The following is a 16,463-nucleotide window of genomic DNA, read 5'->3' as shown; positions in this document are numbered from 1 at the left end:
GGCCTTTCAATCTAAGAAAAAGGATGGGATCGTATGGCGCGAGATTGGCGCGAAGTGGAACTGTGGAAAGACGTAACCGAGGAGCAATGGAATGACTGGCTGTGGCAGTTAACCCATACCATTCGTAAACTGGATGACTTAAAGAAAGTGATCAATCTCAAGGAAGAAGAAGTGGGAGGGGTAGGAATCTCCCATCAGACGATTCCTTTGAATATCACTCCGTATTATGCCTTGCAAATGGATACCGAAGATCCCAAATGTCCAATCCGGATGCAGTCGGTTCCCATATCCACAGAGCTGGAACAGACAAGGTACGATATGGAGGACCCGCTTCTGGAGGATACGGATTCCCCGGTTCCGGGATTAACCCATCGTTATCCGGATCGTGTTTTGTTCCTGATCACCAACCAGTGTTCCATGTATTGCCGTTATTGCACTCGGCGCCGTTTTTCCGGTCAGATCGGAATGGGTGTGCCCAAAAAGCAAATGGATGCATGTATTGAATATATTCGGGAAAATCCGCAAGTTCGTGATGTTCTCCTTTCCGGCGGAGATGGTCTTTTGGTCAATGACCGAATTTTGGAATATATCTTGAAAAATTTGCGGGAAATTCCCCATGTGGAGATTATCCGCATTGGAACACGGGCTCCGGTTGTCTTTCCGCAACGGATTACAGAGAATTTGTGCCGTATCCTGAAAAAATACCATCCCATCTGGTTAAATACGCACTTTAACCATCCAAAGGAATTGACCCCGGAAGCCCGTCGGTCCTGTGAAATGTTGGCTGATGCGGGGGTTCCGCTTGGAAATCAGGCTGTGATTTTGGCTGGAATCAACGATTGTCCCCATGTTATGAAAAAATTGAATCATGAACTGGTAATGACGCGGGTTCGTCCCTATTATATTTATCAATGTGATTTGTCGGAAGGCATTGGACACTTCCGGGCGCCCATATCCAAGGGATTGGAGATTATGGAGTATCTGCGTGGGCATACCTCCGGCTATGCGGTTCCCACCTTTGTGGTGGATGCACCGGGTGGGGGCGGTAAAATTCCAGTGGCACCCAATTATGTGGTCTCCCAAAGTTCCCAAAAAACGATTCTCAGAAACTTTGAAGGGGTGGTTACCTCCTATCCGGAACCGCAACATTATACGGAGCATGACTCAGATCACTGTGAATTCTGCCAGGAGGCAAAAGGCGAAAATATCGGAATTGCTTCTCTGATGGCGGATGAACGGATCAATCTGGAGCCCAAGGTGCTCGATCGGGAGGATCGCCGTGGAGATTATGAACGGAAGAAGAAAAAGGTTCCACAAAAATCACCTGCATTGAAATCTTGAGTCATGATGAGGAACCGGATGAGTTCTGAAGGGATACGCTCCCTGGCAGTGGCGGGTTTGTCAAAAAATGCAGGGAAAACCACGGTACTCAATCACTTGGCTGCATCTTTGAACGAGGAGGGGAAACCTTACGGTTTTGTCAGCATCGGTGTGGATGGTGAGGAACGGGATGTCTGGACACTGAAGGAGAAACCGCCGATTGTTGTTCCCAAGGGAAGTTTGGTTGCTACCGCTGCCCCGCTTCTGGATGGGATGGGAGGTGGATGGGAACTGTTGGAAAGTACCTCCCTGGTTTCTCCCCTGGGTCCGGTGATTCTTGCCCGGTCCCTTCAGGGAGGCAAAATGAAACTGGCGGGGGTCACAAGGGCGGAAGGAATCCGGGAAGTCGTTTTGCGTTTTCTGCAACAAGGCGCACGATTGGTACTGGTGGATGGCGCCTATGATCGCAAGGCTGCCACCAGCCCTTGGATTACGGATGCAGCCATCTGTGTTGTTGGAGCCAATCTGGCCCGGACATTGGATGGGGTGGTTGAGAAAACAGAGGAGGTGATCCGCCGCTTAACCCTTCCTGAAACAGTGAATCCGCTTGAACGTCTAGCGGCGGAAACGGCTTTGGCAAACAACCGTCTGGTGGGGGTCCGGGATGGAGCAGTGGAGATCCTTCCCTGCTCTTCTCTTCTCTTGACGGAACAGGCTCAAGAGGCATTGGCCGGCCGTGTCTGGGAGGCGGTCGCTCTTCCGGGATCGCTGACAGACCGGGGGATGCACTTTTTTATGAAGCAAAATCATGCCCCTGCGGTGATATTGCGAGACCCGACACGCTGTTTTGTTTCCATGCGGGTAATTCGCAGGTTTTATCGGATGGGGGGCACACTTTCCTATTGGAAAGGGGTTCGGTTGATCGCGGTGGCGATCAACCCGGTTTCCCCGGAGGGATATGTCTTTGATCCCAAAGAGATGAAAGAGAGGATCGCTGATGTTTGTCATCCGATTCCTGTATTTGATGCGGTTCGGGATGGCATACGTGCAATCCGTTCCAGTTTAAGCGGGGGATGAACGGTGTGGATGGATAATCTGACCCGGCAGGCGATTCGCTGGGAGGCGTTGTGGTTGCGGTTTCAGCCCCGAACTCCGATGGGGCAGCGTGCCAAAAGGTCGCTGTCTCCTTTTATGCCTGGGGAGGAAACCGAATGGCAAGCGTGTTTGGTTGAACAGGAACACCTTTTGGAAGCGTTCCGAAGGGATCCCGAATGGATGTCCCGAATGGAAATTCATCTGTCAAAGACGCCGGACCCAACACAAACAGTTCGGATGCTGGAATCCGGAGAGATTCCCAAAGCTTCCGACTGGTTTCGGATCAAATCGTTTCTTTGGCACGGATGGCATCTCTGTTCCATGGTCCGAAACGAGATTCCGGGGTTTCGCCTAAAAAGAGAAGCGAGCGAATGGAAACGGGTTTTGTCCCTGCTAAATCCCGATCCTCCCCTCTCCCCCAACTTTTTTCTTTCGTCCGCCTATGATTCCCGATTAAAAGAGCGAAGAGAGCAGGTGGAAAAGGAAAATCGATGGGTACGGAAAGCGGAGGAACAAGCGGTTTTGGATGTGGAGAGGGATTTTCCCATTCAGCAGAACGGAGATGGAGAGTGGGTGGTGGATCGTCGCTCTCCTCATTTTTTGGATATGAAAAATGATTCCAGGGTTCAACTGGTTAGGGAAACGCCTTTTGATGGTGTCTTTTGCCCGGTTGAGACGGAAGTGTTAAAAGCGGCCCGCATGCGCAGGGAAGAAGCGAACACCGACTTGGAAGCTGTTGAACACGATGTGTTTCAACAGTTGGCGGAGACGTTTCGCCCCTACATCCCTTTTTTGCGCGATGCGATCCTGGATCTGGCTACCTTGGATGTACAGTGGGCACGGGTGAAAATGGCGGAATCATACAATGGCACCCGGCCGAAATGGGAGGCAGAAAGCTATCGAATTCAAGGCGGAATCCACCCCTTGGTGGCGGAATCGCTGAAAGAAAAGGAACGGACATTTACACCGGTCGATATCAACATTCATCGCGGAGTCACGGTGATCATTGGACCCAATATGGGTGGAAAAACGGTGGTTCTTACAACGGTGGGACTGGTGGTTGCACTTGGACAATTTGGCTTTTTAGTCCCTGCCCGTTCCTGTTCCATGCCGCTTGTTTCATGGATGACAGCAGCCATCGGAGATGCTCAGAATATTCGGGAGGGGTTAAGCACCTTTGGTGCGGAAGTACGACGGATTGTTGAAGCCATCAAGCGGGATTCAACGGGCCTATTGCTTTTGGATGAACCTGGACGGGGGACCAATCCGGTGGAAGGGGCGGCGTTGTCAGCGGCGATGACCAATGATCTTGCCAAACGCCCCTTTTGGACGCTTCAAGTGACTCATTTTCGGGAGGTCTTGCAGGGAACAGAGGTGACGGTTTACCGGGTAGCCGGTTTGGAAGGGATCGACCGTTTTCAGGACCGTGAGGATGAAGATTGGGAAAAGGCGCTGGAGCAGGCCATGGATTACCGGCTCCTCCCCTGGTCAGGGGAGTCGATCCCCCAGGATGCCTTGGTGATCGCAAGGTTGTTGGGTCTTCCTTCTTCCATTCTTCAGGATGCTTGGAAGCGGATAGGAAACGGTGGATAGGGAGCAAGGGGGTTGGGAGATGAAAGAGAAACTGCAACTGGATCAGGAAAAGATTGTTCGGGGCAGAAAAGCGGCAGGCCGTATCGCCGCTGATATGGATGCATTTATTGCGAAGCGGACGACGGTGGCAGTGGAACGCACCGTTCTGCGTTTAATGGGCATTGATGGAGTGGATGCGGAATTCGTCCCTTTGCCCAATGTGGTCGTGGATCACCTGTTGGAAAAAGGGCAACTGTCGATAGGAGCGGCTGCTGGAGTGATCAATGCTGGACTTCATTACGGTCTGACCCCGCAACAGGTGGCAGAACAGGTGGCGACAGGCTCCCTGGACCTTACAGCCATTCCCTGGTCCGGATGGGATTCCATCCGTCGGGAAGGGAAACGATTGGCCGATGCGGGATTGGATCGGATTGTTGCCAACCGCCGGAATCGGGAAGACCTGATCCGTCAGCTTGGCGAGGGCAAAAAGCCTTATCTATACGTGATTGTAGCCACGGGAGATATCTATGAAGATGTGATTCAAGGGAAATCCGCCGCTCGTCAAGGAGCCGATATTGTGGCCGTGATACGCAGTACAGGGCAAAGCCTGATCGATTATGTTCCTTATGGTGCTACACGTGAAGGTTTTGGAGGAACCTATGCCACCCAGGAAAACTTCCGGTTGATGCGGAAAGGCTTGGATGAAGTGGGAGAGGAAGTGGGCCGTTATATCCGTCTGTGCAACTATTGCTCCGGTCTCTGTATGCCGGAGATTGCCGCCATGGGGGCGTTGGAGCGTTTGGACGTGATGCTGAATGATGCGCTCTATGGGATTTTGTTCCGGGATATCAATATGCAACGGACGTTGATTGACCAGGCTTTTTCCCGCATGATCAACGGCTTTGCCGGAATTATGATCAATACGGGTGAGGATAACTACCTGACGACTGCGGATGCGGTGGAATCCGCTCATACTGTTTTGGCCTCCCAGTTTATCAATGAACAATTTGCCCGGCTGGCAGGCCTCCCACCGGAACAGATGGGACTGGGTCACGCTTTTGAGATGAATCCGGACTTGGAAGATGGATTCCTGTTGGAGTTGGCACAGGCACAGATGGCGCGCCAGATCTTTCCCGATGCTCCCCTGAAATATATGCCTCCCACGAAGCATATGACGGGGAATATCTTCAAAGGACATATCCAGGACGCCATGTTTAATATGGTCAGTATTCTGACCGGGCAGGGCGTACAACTACTGGGGATGATGACAGAAGCGATGCATACGCCTCATATTCATGATCGGCAACTGGCCATTGAAAACGCCCAGTATATTTTTAACAATGCTCGACATCTGGGTGAAGAGATTCTGTTTCAGCCGGGGGGCCGAATGGAACAGAGAGCGCAAAGCGTGCTGGATCAAGCAGTTGCCATGCTGGAGGAAGTGGAGAAAATCGGATTGTTTGCCGCGTTGGAACGGGGAATGTTGGCGGATGTGAAGCGGAGTCGGACCGGAGGCAAGGGATTGTCCGGGGTGTTGGAAAAGGGGGAAGGATATTACAATCCGTTTGAAACCGAGCTGCGGAGACGCCTTCATCTGGGTGAACGGGAGGAGGAAACCGCTCATGAGCGTGGATTGGAAACGAATTAAGCCTTATGGGGACACCATGAATGATGGAGCGGTCCAACTGAGCTTTTCCTTGCCGGTTCCCGTCGGGGAAGAAGCACGCGAAGCTGCCCGGCAATTGACCGCCAAGATGGGGCTGGAGGAACCGCAGGTTTATCACATGGCAGACTTGGGGGAAGGTTACACATTTTTTATTGTTTATGGAAAATGCACCCATACGGTGGATTTCTCCTCCATCCACGTTCCCAAAGTGGAAAGCGAGCGGATGGATTATTATGAAATCAACCAGTTTATCCGGGAACGAATCCAGCGCAAAGTGGTGGTGATCGGTGCCTGCACCGGGACCGATGCACACACAGTCGGAATTGACGCCATTATGAATATGAAAGGATATGACGGAGAATATGGTTTGGAGCGCTATCCGGAAATGGAAGCCTATAACCTGGGCAGTCAAGTGCCCAATGAAGAAATGCTGGCCAAAGCGATCGAATTAAATGCGGATGCCCTCCTGGTCTCTCAGGTGGTGACACAGAAAGGGGTGCATATTGCCAACCTGACGCATTTGGTGGAACTGGCTGAAGCGGAAGGCATCCGGAATCAGCTGATTCTGATCTGCGGCGGACCTCGCATCAATCATGAAATGGCGCTGGAGTTGGGCTACGATGCTGGATTTGGACCTGGCTCCCTCGCTCCCGATGTAGCTTCTTTTATTGTCCATGAACTGGAGCGAAGGAGCATCCGATAAACAACTGATGGACGATCAAAGCTCCGGACCGACCGGAGCTTTTCAGATGGTTGCGGTCGATGCTGTTTTGGAATCCATCAACGATAGGATTTTTGTCTCATTGTTTTATTGCTTTTCTGATGCGAGATACAGCATTGACCGGAAACATCATGGTCAAAAGAAGGCTGAAGAGAAGCAAGGGATAAATGGAGAAACGGATGTCCGGTATCCATTGATCCAGAGCGTAAAAAGTGACAAACAGCAACAAAAAGAGGACCAGATAGGGAATGATCCGCATTTGTTTGGGGAAATCGGTAACAAACCGCTTGCCAGTCAGACTGATCAGCACCACCAGAAGAAGAAACCCGGTGACCCCCATGGAAAACCAGAGCAATGCTGTATTTGTCCCCACATCCATCCCCAATGCATCCACTTTGGAAAGTAGCCAGAAAAGCGTATAATGACTCCCCGTTGAGCAAATAAACACAAATAGTGTGATCATCCCTACTCCGATCCAGGAAACTTTCTTCCCTGCAATCTCAGGCATACGATTCCTCCCTCTTCTACCTTTTATCTTTTGATGGTTTTCAATCAATCTATCCATAATTATAAAAGATAAATGATTATTATAAAATATAGTTATCCCTTCAAAAGTTCACAAATTCCTTTCCCAATCATTTCAACTCCCAGTCGTGTAGAAAAATTTGATGCTTAATATGGAAATCAGGATATAACAGGCGGAATTGATTCTCTTTTTGGTTGGATCGCAGTTTATGTTGCAAGTGATTGTTTTGAGATTTGGCGATCTCAAATGTAAAAATCCAGTACCCTGATGGATAGGTACTGGATGAATGTACGGGACAATGTTTCTCTACAAGAGATGACGCAGTTTGTCCGGGTTTACCTGCCAATAGATTCCTCCGATTTTTTCTGATTCGAAGTGAAAGGAGAATACGCCGATCACGTGATGATCCATATGGATCACCATACCTGGTAAGCCGTTGACATCACAGATCTTCCATGAAAGGCCGGGCGGGGTTTTGGACAGGATGCCGCTAAAGAAGGCACGGATACGCTGTGGCCCCAGAATTGGACGGGTGGCTGCCCGCACCTTGCCGCCGCCGTCGGAGATCAGTACGGCGTCGGGTCCCAAGAGGTTTAACAGTTGGGGCACGTTGCCGGTGGAAAGCGCTTGAGCGAATTGTTCCACAAGTTGGCCGGCCTGTGCTGGAACGGAGGAGGACTCCCCTGAATCCCCCAGGCTCTGCCGGGCGCGACGAAAGATCTGTCGGCAGTGAGTCGGTGTTTTACCGACGATCTCTGCGATTTCGTCATAAGAGTACCCAAGCGATGCTCGGAGGAGAAACACTGCGCGCTCTGTTGCGGAGAGTTGCTCCAGCAGAAGCAGGTAAGCCGTTGAAATGGATTCCTTCTGAAGATAACGATGAAGCGGTTCTTCGTTTTCGTTGATCTCAGAAATGAGGGGTTCCGGCAACCACTCTCCCGTGTACACTTCCCGTCTCTTTTGGGCGGATCGCAACCGGTCGATACAGCGGTTGGTGACGGTTTTGCACAGATAGGATTTCATATTCTGAATTTTTTGTGAGGATTGCTCTTCCAATGTAAGAAAGGTTTCCTGAACCATATCTTCCGCATCCGATACGCTTCCCAGCATGCAGTAGGCAAGCGAAAACAACAGGGGTTTATACAGAGCGTACAGCGCTTCCGTTTTCATCTACCCAACCTCCCGAACCGGCTGCCCTTTGTTCCCGAATGATGGCAAGCGCTGCTCTTTTTGCGCTGGCCAACGCCGCATCAACCAGCATTTCGCCGTGTCCGGCACCATCTCCTGCAATGTACAGTCCCTTGATTTCCGGAACAGAAGGACCAGGGTGTTCTCGGTCTGTGGTGGGGGCGTCCTGCGTCACCACCATGTTTGGTAAAAACTGTCGGGCGACCACCTCATTTCGCCAACCGGGATGCAAAAGATCCATGGTTTGTTCCAGTTGCCTGGCATTTGCTTTTGGTTCTCCCGGTTCATCACCCAGATAGTGGATGAGGTGAACCACGATGGCCTCATTTTCTCTCATTTCGGTCCTTAAGGAGGCGTTGGTGAAGAATACCGGCTGATCCAGCCCAATGGCCACGCAGTGTTGGGGATTGGGCAGCCGCTTCAGCCCCAGATCCAGGCAGGCGGCAAATACCGGGCGGGCTTGCTCTTTCCACTTCCAAAGTGAAGTGTGCCGGGCGTTTTTCACCATTCGTGAGGTGTCTTCCCATCCAGTGGTAACGATGAGAAATGGGGCTTCCAGCTTCTCTCCGCCATCCAGAAAAATGTTTTGAACCTTCCCGTCGTGTTCAATCTTCACGACGTTCTCACGGGTGTGAATGATGACTCCGGCGGCAACTGCCTGCTCTCTCAGGCCCTCGATCAACGATTGCCATCCCCCATCCACATAGAGTACCCCGTCTTTCAAAGAGCGTTGCACCTGCCTTAGGACGACGCTGGCCAGTAGGTGATCCAGATTACGGGCGTAGGTGGCCGTTCGGCAAAGGGCATAAAAGAGGTGGCGTACCATGGGGTCGGTGATTTCTGTTTCTGCCCACTCCCTTAAGCTGATCGGCCCGATCGATGAAAAGTCGTTGCGATTTAGTGAAAGCATCAGGCGACTCAGTTCCCACTTCCCTTGCCAGGATAAAAGCTTGGTGGAGAAGAGGGAGGATAATCCGCTCGGCATGGGAATGGTTTGGTTTTTCCAGATCGCCACCGACTGGCTTGTATCAGGACTTTTTCCCTGAAACGGAACACCCAGTTCCCGCAAGATGGCAAACCCTTCCCCTCCTTTGAACAACGCATGTGCACCCAGATTGAATGAAGTCCCATTTTTCTTGACGGTCATGGCACGCCCCCCGACCCGGTGTGATTTTTCAAGCAAGATCACCGAACAGCCAGCCTTGGCTAGATATACAGAGGTGGCCAGTCCGGAGATTCCTCCGCCAATAATCACTGCCTCATATGTTTTCATACAAATCACTCCTGTTTCATGTGTTCAACCCTATGACGGGGGAAGGGAGTGATTTGTGACATTTCTCTTTGGGCGTTTGCAGATCGAAGTCTCTTCTGAGAGTAGAGTGACTTACATAATTGAACCAAAAAACGGTAAAAGCATCGGCCGCGGTTCCCGACAGACTGCGAGTGAGTACCGCATAAATCATGGAACGTGACAACCGGTCCGCTTACCGATTTCATACCCTGTGACGGTTGTGTGTTCAAGACTTTTGTATAGATTCCCTATAAATATCCCCTTCCCCTCTAAAACACAAATTGTGCCTTTTTGCTTATCGGTTTATTTTTATGGATTTGGGGTAAATATAAGGTACACCTTTTTTTACAGATAGAAATTTTAATTTTTACACACTTAACAGGTCCCGCATATTGTATAATAACGTTCACTTGAAAAAGGAGGGAGCGAGATGCAGAGTCGCAGAAGATATCTCAGGGAAACAGGAGATCGGGTTGTTTACAATGGGATGTCTATTCTTGGAGTGATTACGGATAAAACATGCCCCATCTGTGGAGAAGCCCAGGTGTATTCGGATGAATATGTTGCGTATTGTTGTTTATTGTGCAACAGATGGCTGGAAGAGTCCTGCGGAAATCCCGAATGTGAGACATGCCTGGAGCGACCGGTCACCCCTTTGACCGACAGTGATCTTGCCTGATGTTCTCCCCAAGACGATGTGTTGATGACATCATGGTGAACCCCCTCTCTTTTCGCTCCGTATTTTATCTGAATTTTCTCAAATGAATCTTTTTAAATGAGCTGGGGGTTACCAACTGAATAATCAGCTGTTTTTGATTCCCTTTATCTTCATTTCATGGCTATTTATGATACGTATGCATATTTATGCATAAGCAATACCCCTTCATGTGAAATGTTTCACATGAAGGGGTAAAGGGGGTGTTGTATGGAAATGCGAACCTCAATTTGTGTTTTTTGCTGTCTTCAGTGGAAGAGAGCAAGACTCCCCATGGTAAAGTACGGTGTGGTTTTGATATCTTTAATGTAGGAGTCAATATTTTTCAATGATATGTACTTTGGAGATGGGAGCAACATGGAAAGGGGGAGAGAGCGTCTAAGTAAAAGAGGAGTCACTGGAACAGGGATGAAATAATGAATGAATGACCACTCATTTTATGCTACAATATAGTCAACATAAGGAAAGGGACTGCGCCAAACTGTACGAATATTCGCTTTCAGCGGACTTTTGTTTAAAAGGAGTGGATTCATGTGTCCGTACTGGAGATCTTCAATCTGATCGCATTTTTTGCTGTATTCGGGTATGGGCTCTACTTGGCGGCAAAAGTGGTCTATACGAGATACACCTATGTACGTCTGGGAAAGCCTGCTGACTTTTCCAAAGACATGAAAGCCCGTCTTTATCAAGTGCTAACAAATGTATTTGGACAGAAAAAATTGCTAAAAGATCCGAAAAGCGGAATCATGCATGTTGTGATGTTCTATGGTTTTATCATTATTCAATTTGGGGCCATTGATCTGTTTTACAAGGGTTTATTTCCCGGAGAACATCTTCCACTGCCTGCCTATCCGGTATTCGTGTTGATTCAGGAGATTACGGTAACTCTTGTGCTCCTGGCAACCGTTTACTCTTTCTATCGTCGGTATATTGAGAAGTTGGCCCGGCTGAAAAGGGGATTGAAGGCGGGTCTGGTGGTCATTTTCCTCAGTGTGTTGATGTTTTCCATTCTCTTTTCCGCAGGCTTTGAACACGTTTGGGGGATTACGGAAGAATTGCCAGCCTGGGCGACTCCTGTATCTTCGGTGATTGCAGCAGCCTTCGCCTGGATGACACCGGAAGCGGCAAAGGTGATGTTTTATATCTTCTGGTGGATTCACGCCTTGGATGTAATCGCTTTTATGGTCTATGTTCCGCAGTCCAAACACTTTCACTTGCTGGTGGCACCGATTAACGTGTTTTTAAAGCGGCAGGATCCTCCTGGCAAATTGAAGCCAATCGATTTTGAAGATGAATCGTTGACTGAATACGGAGTTAATAAGATCGAACACTTTAATCAAAAGCAACTGGTTGACTTGTATGCGTGTGTGGAGTGTGGACGGTGTACCAATGTTTGTCCGGCCACAGGTACCGGAAAAATGCTTTCTCCAATGGACCTTTTGGTGAAAATGAGGGATCATTTGACCGAAAAGGGAGCGGCGATCACTTCAAAAAGTCCATGGATGCCAGCCTATGCATTTAGTGGTGCCAATGCAGCGACAGAAGTGGCAGCTACCCGTGAGGAAGATGGAAGTTATGGGTATCCGGTTGAACTGATTGGAGATGTCATCACGGAGGAAGAATTGTGGGCATGTACCACCTGTCGCAATTGTGAGGATGCCTGTCCGGTTTCCAATGAACATGTGGATAAAATTATTGATATGCGGCGACATCTGGTATTGACCCAGGGGAGCATGCCAGCAGAAGCGACCCGAACCTTTCAGAATATTGAACGTCAGGGAAATCCTTGGGGAATCAGCAAAAAGGAACGGGAAAAATGGCGGAATGGTTTGCCGGAAGGCTGGGAAGTCCCGACAGTGAAGGAACAGAAGGACTTTGAGTATCTTTTGTTTGTGGGGTCGATGGGCTCCTATGACAATCGCAGTCAAAAAGTGATGCACGCATTGGTGAAACTCTTGAATCATGCCGGAGTGAAGTTTTCCATCCTGGGCAAAAAGGAGAAAAACTCAGGGGATACAGCCCGCCGGATGGGGAATGAATTTTTGTTCCAGCAACTGGCGATGGACAATATTGCCCAGTTCCAGAAATATAACGTGAAAAAGATTGTGACGGCGGACCCTCATGCTTACAACGTGTTTAAGAACGAATATCCTGATTTTGGATTGGAAGGGGTGGAGGTTTTCCATCACACCCAGCTTTTGGCCCAACTGATTCGGGAAGGACGCCTCAAACCGGTGCATGAAGTGAAGGAACGGGTGACCTATCATGACTCCTGCTATTTGGGTCGTTACAATGATGAATATGATGCACCCCGCTATATTTTCCAATCCATTCCCGGTGTTCAATTGGTGGAAATGGAACGAAACCGGGAAAATGGGATGTGTTGTGGTGCTGGCGGCGGGATGATGTGGCTGGAGGAACAGTCCGGTGTCCGTGTCAACACGGCTCGGACCGAGCAGGCTCTTGCGGTTAATCCAAGTCTGATTGGCAGTGCTTGCCCATACTGTCTAACCATGATGAGTGACGGAACCAAGGCCAAGGAAGTGGAAGAAGAGGTAAAAACAATGGATGTGGCTGAAGTGTTGCTTCGATCAGTCGGCTTGGAAGAGAGCTCAGAGTCGGCCAGTGAAGAGGTGGCGCAATGAATCGATCAGCACTTGGAAGCATTTGGGCTGACAAAGTATAGAAGTGTTAAAAAGGGGGTGGATGTTTGGCTGAAGCCACCCCTGACAACAAACCAGGTACGGGTAGAAGGAGGGGCGGAGACGGAAATTCAGCCCCTCCCCCTTTTGTTAAAAAAATTTCTGAAGTTGCCCCGACCAGGGCTGTTCTTTGCATGGGGGTGTAGCTGATCAATAGCTGGCACATACTACACAGCCGATCGCCAGAATGAAGATATGTTTGAAACCAAGCGGCTATGCCACAAAATGTGTTTTACAAAACATCTGAAAATATGATTGCCAACATAAAAAAAACAGAGTAATCTTGATAATGAAAGCGTTTTATTTTTCTGTCGTTTTCCGAACGAGCGCTCAGTTGGACTGATACATTCTGGAGGTGTGAAGTTGTGAAAGAGACAGTGATCGTGGGGGGAGCACGAACCCCATTTGGAAAGTTTGGTGGCGGATTGAAGGATGTGTCGGCTGCGGACTTGGGAGCAACAGCGATCCGGGGAGCGTTAAACCGTTCCGGAATCCCGGATGAAGCGGTGCAAGAAGTGATCATGGGGATGGTTCTTCAGGGAGGAGCCGGTCAGATTCCTTCCCGTCAGGCGCTGCGAAAGGCAGGTTTGCCCTGGGAAGTGGAGACGGAGACCATTAACAAGGTCTGTGCATCCGGTATGCGCAGTGTAACATTGGCGGATCAGGTGATTCGTTCCAACGATGCCGATGTCATCGTTGCCGGTGGGATGGAAAGTATGTCCAATGCCCCGTACATTTTGCCCGGCGGGCGCTGGGGTCAGCGAATGGGTGACGGGAAAGTGGTTGATCTGATGATTCATGATGGACTGTGGTGTGCATTTGACGGGGTTCATATGGTGGTTCACGGAAGCAATGTCGCCGCTGAATATAAGGTATCCAGAGAAGAGCAGGATGATTGGGCCTTGCGAAGTCATGAACGGGCCATTCAGGCCATCGATTCTGGCAAAATGGCTGAAGAGATTGTGCCAGTAACGGTGAAGGGTCGCCATGGAGAAGTGGAAGTGGATACGGATGAGGCACCCCGGCGAGATACGACACTGGAGAAGCTGTCCGGACTGAAGCCGGTTTTTCTTAAAGATGGAACCGTCACAGCAGGCAATGCTCCTGGAGTGAATGATGGTGCCTCTGCCTTGTTGCTTTCTTCTCCGGAAAAAGCACAGGAGATGGGAGTCAAACCGATGGCCCGGATTCTGGGGCATGCGGCAGTGGCGATGGAGGCGCGTTATTTTCCGATCACCCCGGCCTATGCGATTCAAAAACTGTTGAAACAGCAACAGCTCACGTTGGAGCAAATCCACCGTTTTGAGGTGAATGAAGCGTTTGCCGCGGTGGCTCTTTCCAATGGGAAGATTCTTGGATGGGACGATGAGAAAGTAAATGTAAACGGTGGTGCGGTCGCTCTTGGCCACCCGATTGGCGCCAGTGGAAACCGGATTATCCTGACGCTGATTCATGAACTTCGTCGACGTGGCGGCGGATTGGGGATTGCTGCGATTTGCAGTGGTGCGGCTCAGGGAGATGCCGTCCTGATTCAGGTAGACTAACTAAAATGGGAATCTTGCTTATTTCCCGTTTTTTTGCATCTGTTAAAGGAGGGGATATATCTTGAATATTCAATCATTCGCAGTGATTGGTGCGGGTCAGATGGGAAGCGGAATTGCTCAGGTTGCATCGCAGGCAGGACTCGAAGTGCAGTTATTGGATCTGAAAGAAGAATGGGTGCAAAAGGGATGGAACCGTATTGTTAAAAATCTGTCCCGCAATGTGGAAAAGAAAAAGATGACGGAAGCGGAAAAGGAGGATGTCCTCAGCCGGATTCACACCACTGTCCATCTTGAGGAAGCTGTGGGAGGTGCGGACATGGTGGTGGAAGCTGTGGTGGAAAATATGCAGGTGAAAAGGGATCTATTTGGCAAAATGGATGATCTGGCCCCCGACCGTGCCATCCTGGCGACCAACACCTCATCCCTTCCCATTACTGAGATTGCTGCGGCGACAAAGAGACCGGAGCAAGTGATCGGTATGCATTTTATGAATCCGGTTCCTGTCATGAAATTGGTTGAGGTGATCCGGGGGTTGGCTACCGCGGACAATGTATATCAGACAGTGGAAACATTGGCCCGGAAGATGGATAAAACCCCGGTGGAAGTGAACGATTTTCCCGGATTTGTTTCCAACCGCGTGCTGATGCCAATGATCAATGAAGCCATCTATACCGTATATGAGGGAGTGGCCGAACCGGAAGCGGTAGATCAGGTGGTGAAGTTGGGGATGAATCACCCGATGGGACCGCTGACACTGGCTGATTTTATCGGTTTGGATACCTGTCTTTATATTATGGAGACCTTGTATGAAGGGTTTGGAGATTCCAAATACCGTCCGTGCCCTCTGCTTCGCAAATATGTAAAAGCGGGCTGGCTGGGGCGGAAAACAGGAAGAGGATTTTATCAATACGCATAAAGTCAAGGCTCTCCTGGGCGTTGAGGAGGATACAGCGATGCATATTCGGTTCAATGAGGAACAGGACATGATGCGTAAAATGGTGCGGGATTTTGCCCGTACTGAGATTGCTCCCTGGGTGAGCTCCATGGATTCGGAAGACCGATTTCCAAAAGAAGCGGTTCAAAAAATGGGGAAATTGGGACTGATGGGCATTCCCATTCCGGAAAAGTGGGGAGGAGCCGGTTCCGATTTTCTCAGCTATATTCTCGCTCTGGAAGAGATATCGCAAGTGAGTGCCGCAATCGGTGTGATTCTGTCGGTTCATACCTCGGTAGGAACCTTTCCCATCCTTGATTATGGGACGGAGAAACAAAAAAAAACCTATGTTCCGCGTCTTGCTACGGGTGAATATTTGGGAGCTTTTGCACTTACAGAGCCCCAGGCCGGTTCAGATGCTTCCAGAATCCGAGCCCGTGCAGAACGAAGAGGGAACCGGTATATCCTGAATGGAAGCAAGGTGTTTATTACCAACAGTGGGGAAGCGGATACCTATGTCACCTTTGCAGTGACCGATCCGGAACAGGGGTCCAAGGGAATCACTGCATTCATTGTGGAAAAGGATACGCCCGGATTTTCCGTTGGAAAAAAAGAGAAGAAGATGGGGCTGGGTGGCTCCAACACCTGTGAAATCATTTTTGAAAATGCGGAAGTGCCTGTGGAAAACCGCTTGGGTGCTGAAGGGGAAGGCTATGAGATCGCTTTGTCCAATTTGGCGGGAGGGCGGATCGGAATTGGAGCGCAAGCGTTGGGGATTGCAACAGCGGCCCTGGATGCGGCTTGTCATTATGCAAAGGAACGGAAGCAGTTTGGCAAGCCAATCGGAAAGATTCAAGGGATACAGATGAAATTGGCTGATATGGCGACCCAGGTGGAGGCTGCCCGCCTTTTGGTTTACCGGGCGGCTACCCTCTATCAGCAAGGACACCTCTGTCGGAAGGAATCGTCCATGGCGAAACGGTTGGCTACGGATGTAGCGATGACAGTGACGACAGAAGCAATTCAGATTTTTGGTGGTTACGGTTATACCAAGGAATTTCCAGTGGAGCGTTATTTTCGGGATGCCAAGATCACACAGATTTACGAAGGAACCAATGAAATTCAACGCATGGTGATTGCTGGAGAAATCATGCGCGGGTAATGGTGGAACCCATCTGGAACAGAGGAA

Annotated in this window: 13 protein-coding genes; 10 read left to right on the top strand and 3 right to left on the bottom strand. The window is 49.9% G+C overall.

Annotated elements, in window-relative coordinates:
• Positions 1–33 precede the first annotated feature (33 nt).
• Genes kamA through kamE form a run of 5 tightly spaced genes read left to right on the top strand, consistent with a single transcriptional unit; the run spans position 34 to position 6,356 of the window.
• Positions 34–1,341, top strand: a complete 1,308-nt coding sequence (gene kamA, locus FN782_RS09395; protein WP_142505529.1) for a lysine 2,3-aminomutase — start codon at positions 34–36, stop codon at positions 1,339–1,341.
• Positions 1,342–1,359: 18 nt separating this feature from the next.
• Positions 1,360–2,397: a lysine 5,6-aminomutase reactivase subunit KamB gene (gene kamB / locus FN782_RS09390; RefSeq protein WP_142505528.1), complete on the top strand. Its 1,038-nt coding sequence runs from the start codon at positions 1,360–1,362 to the stop codon at positions 2,395–2,397.
• 9 nt (positions 2,398–2,406) lie between these two features.
• Positions 2,407–4,008, top strand: coding sequence for a lysine 5,6-aminomutase reactivase ATPase KamC (gene kamC, locus FN782_RS09385; RefSeq protein WP_246064910.1), 1,602 nt, complete (start codon positions 2,407–2,409; stop codon positions 4,006–4,008).
• Positions 4,009–4,027: 19 nt separating this feature from the next.
• Positions 4,028–5,635 (top strand): lysine 5,6-aminomutase subunit alpha, encoded by a 1,608-nt coding sequence (kamD, locus tag FN782_RS09380; RefSeq protein WP_142505526.1) that lies wholly within the window; start codon positions 4,028–4,030, stop codon positions 5,633–5,635.
• On the top strand, positions 5,610–6,356 hold the full coding sequence (kamE, locus tag FN782_RS09375; RefSeq protein ID WP_142505525.1) for a lysine 5,6-aminomutase subunit beta: 747 nt from the start codon (positions 5,610–5,612) through the stop codon (positions 6,354–6,356). The genes kamD and kamE overlap by 26 nt, the downstream gene beginning before the upstream one ends.
• A 97-nt stretch (positions 6,357–6,453) precedes the next feature.
• On the opposite strand, the gene FN782_RS09370 is transcribed toward kamE, so the two are convergent.
• From FN782_RS09370 to FN782_RS09360, 3 genes are all read right to left on the bottom strand, one after another.
• A complete protein-coding gene (locus FN782_RS09370; RefSeq protein ID WP_142505524.1) occupies positions 6,454–6,882 on the bottom strand; it encodes a hypothetical protein in 429 nt (142 codons plus the stop codon).
• A 324-nt stretch (positions 6,883–7,206) separates the two neighbouring features.
• Complete coding sequence (locus FN782_RS09365; RefSeq protein WP_142505523.1) at positions 7,207–8,070, bottom strand: RNA polymerase sigma-70 factor; 864 nt, start codon at positions 8,068–8,070, stop codon at positions 7,207–7,209.
• Positions 8,039–9,361, bottom strand: a complete 1,323-nt coding sequence (locus FN782_RS09360; protein WP_185956177.1) for a phytoene desaturase family protein — start codon at positions 9,359–9,361, stop codon at positions 8,039–8,041. The genes FN782_RS09365 and FN782_RS09360 overlap by 32 nt, the downstream gene beginning before the upstream one ends.
• A 448-nt stretch (positions 9,362–9,809) precedes the next feature.
• Here FN782_RS09360 and FN782_RS09355 point away from each other — a divergent pair, with 448 nt between their 5' ends.
• From FN782_RS09355 to FN782_RS09335, 5 genes are all read left to right on the top strand, one after another.
• Positions 9,810–10,058: a hypothetical protein gene (locus FN782_RS09355; RefSeq protein WP_142505522.1), complete on the top strand. Its 249-nt coding sequence runs from the start codon at positions 9,810–9,812 to the stop codon at positions 10,056–10,058.
• Positions 10,059–10,627: 569 nt separating this feature from the next.
• A complete protein-coding gene (locus FN782_RS09350) occupies positions 10,628–12,739 on the top strand; it encodes a (Fe-S)-binding protein (protein ID WP_142505521.1) in 2,112 nt (703 codons plus the stop codon).
• 422 nt (positions 12,740–13,161) lie between these two features.
• A complete protein-coding gene (locus tag FN782_RS09345) occupies positions 13,162–14,340 on the top strand; it encodes an acetyl-CoA C-acetyltransferase (RefSeq protein WP_142505520.1) in 1,179 nt (392 codons plus the stop codon).
• A 61-nt stretch (positions 14,341–14,401) separates the two neighbouring features.
• Positions 14,402–15,256 (top strand): 3-hydroxybutyryl-CoA dehydrogenase, encoded by an 855-nt coding sequence (locus tag FN782_RS09340; protein ID WP_142505519.1) that lies wholly within the window; start codon positions 14,402–14,404, stop codon positions 15,254–15,256.
• A gap of 37 nt (positions 15,257–15,293) precedes the next feature.
• Complete coding sequence (locus tag FN782_RS09335) at positions 15,294–16,436, top strand: acyl-CoA dehydrogenase (RefSeq protein WP_142505518.1); 1,143 nt, start codon at positions 15,294–15,296, stop codon at positions 16,434–16,436.
• Positions 16,437–16,463: the final 27 nt, after the last annotated feature.

Origin of the sequence: Melghirimyces algeriensis, assembly GCF_900182565.1 — a bacterium.
In the GTDB taxonomy this organism is placed as follows: domain Bacteria; phylum Bacillota; class Bacilli; order Thermoactinomycetales; family DSM-45169; genus Melghirimyces; species Melghirimyces algeriensis.
This window is presented reverse-complemented; position numbering and strand designations above follow the sequence as displayed.

Excerpts from the sequence above, each read along its gene's own strand:
- kamA (WP_142505529.1), top strand. The coding sequence starts at position 34 with ATGGCGCGAGATTGGCGCGAAGTGGAACTGTGGAAAGACGTAACCGAG.
- kamB (WP_142505528.1), top strand. The coding sequence starts at position 1,360 with ATGAGTTCTGAAGGGATACGCTCCCTGGCAGTGGCGGGTTTGTCAAAA.
- kamC (WP_246064910.1), top strand. The coding sequence starts at position 2,407 with ATGGATAATCTGACCCGGCAGGCGATTCGCTGGGAGGCGTTGTGGTTG.
- kamD (WP_142505526.1), top strand. The coding sequence starts at position 4,028 with ATGAAAGAGAAACTGCAACTGGATCAGGAAAAGATTGTTCGGGGCAGA.
- kamE (WP_142505525.1), top strand. The coding sequence starts at position 5,610 with ATGAGCGTGGATTGGAAACGAATTAAGCCTTATGGGGACACCATGAAT.
- FN782_RS09370 (WP_142505524.1), bottom strand. The coding sequence starts at position 6,882 with ATGCCTGAGATTGCAGGGAAGAAAGTTTCCTGGATCGGAGTAGGGATG.
- FN782_RS09365 (WP_142505523.1), bottom strand. The coding sequence starts at position 8,070 with ATGAAAACGGAAGCGCTGTACGCTCTGTATAAACCCCTGTTGTTTTCG.
- FN782_RS09360 (WP_185956177.1), bottom strand. The coding sequence starts at position 9,361 with ATGAAAACATATGAGGCAGTGATTATTGGCGGAGGAATCTCCGGACTG.
- FN782_RS09355 (WP_142505522.1), top strand. The coding sequence starts at position 9,810 with ATGCAGAGTCGCAGAAGATATCTCAGGGAAACAGGAGATCGGGTTGTT.
- FN782_RS09335 (WP_142505518.1), top strand. The coding sequence starts at position 15,294 with ATGCATATTCGGTTCAATGAGGAACAGGACATGATGCGTAAAATGGTG.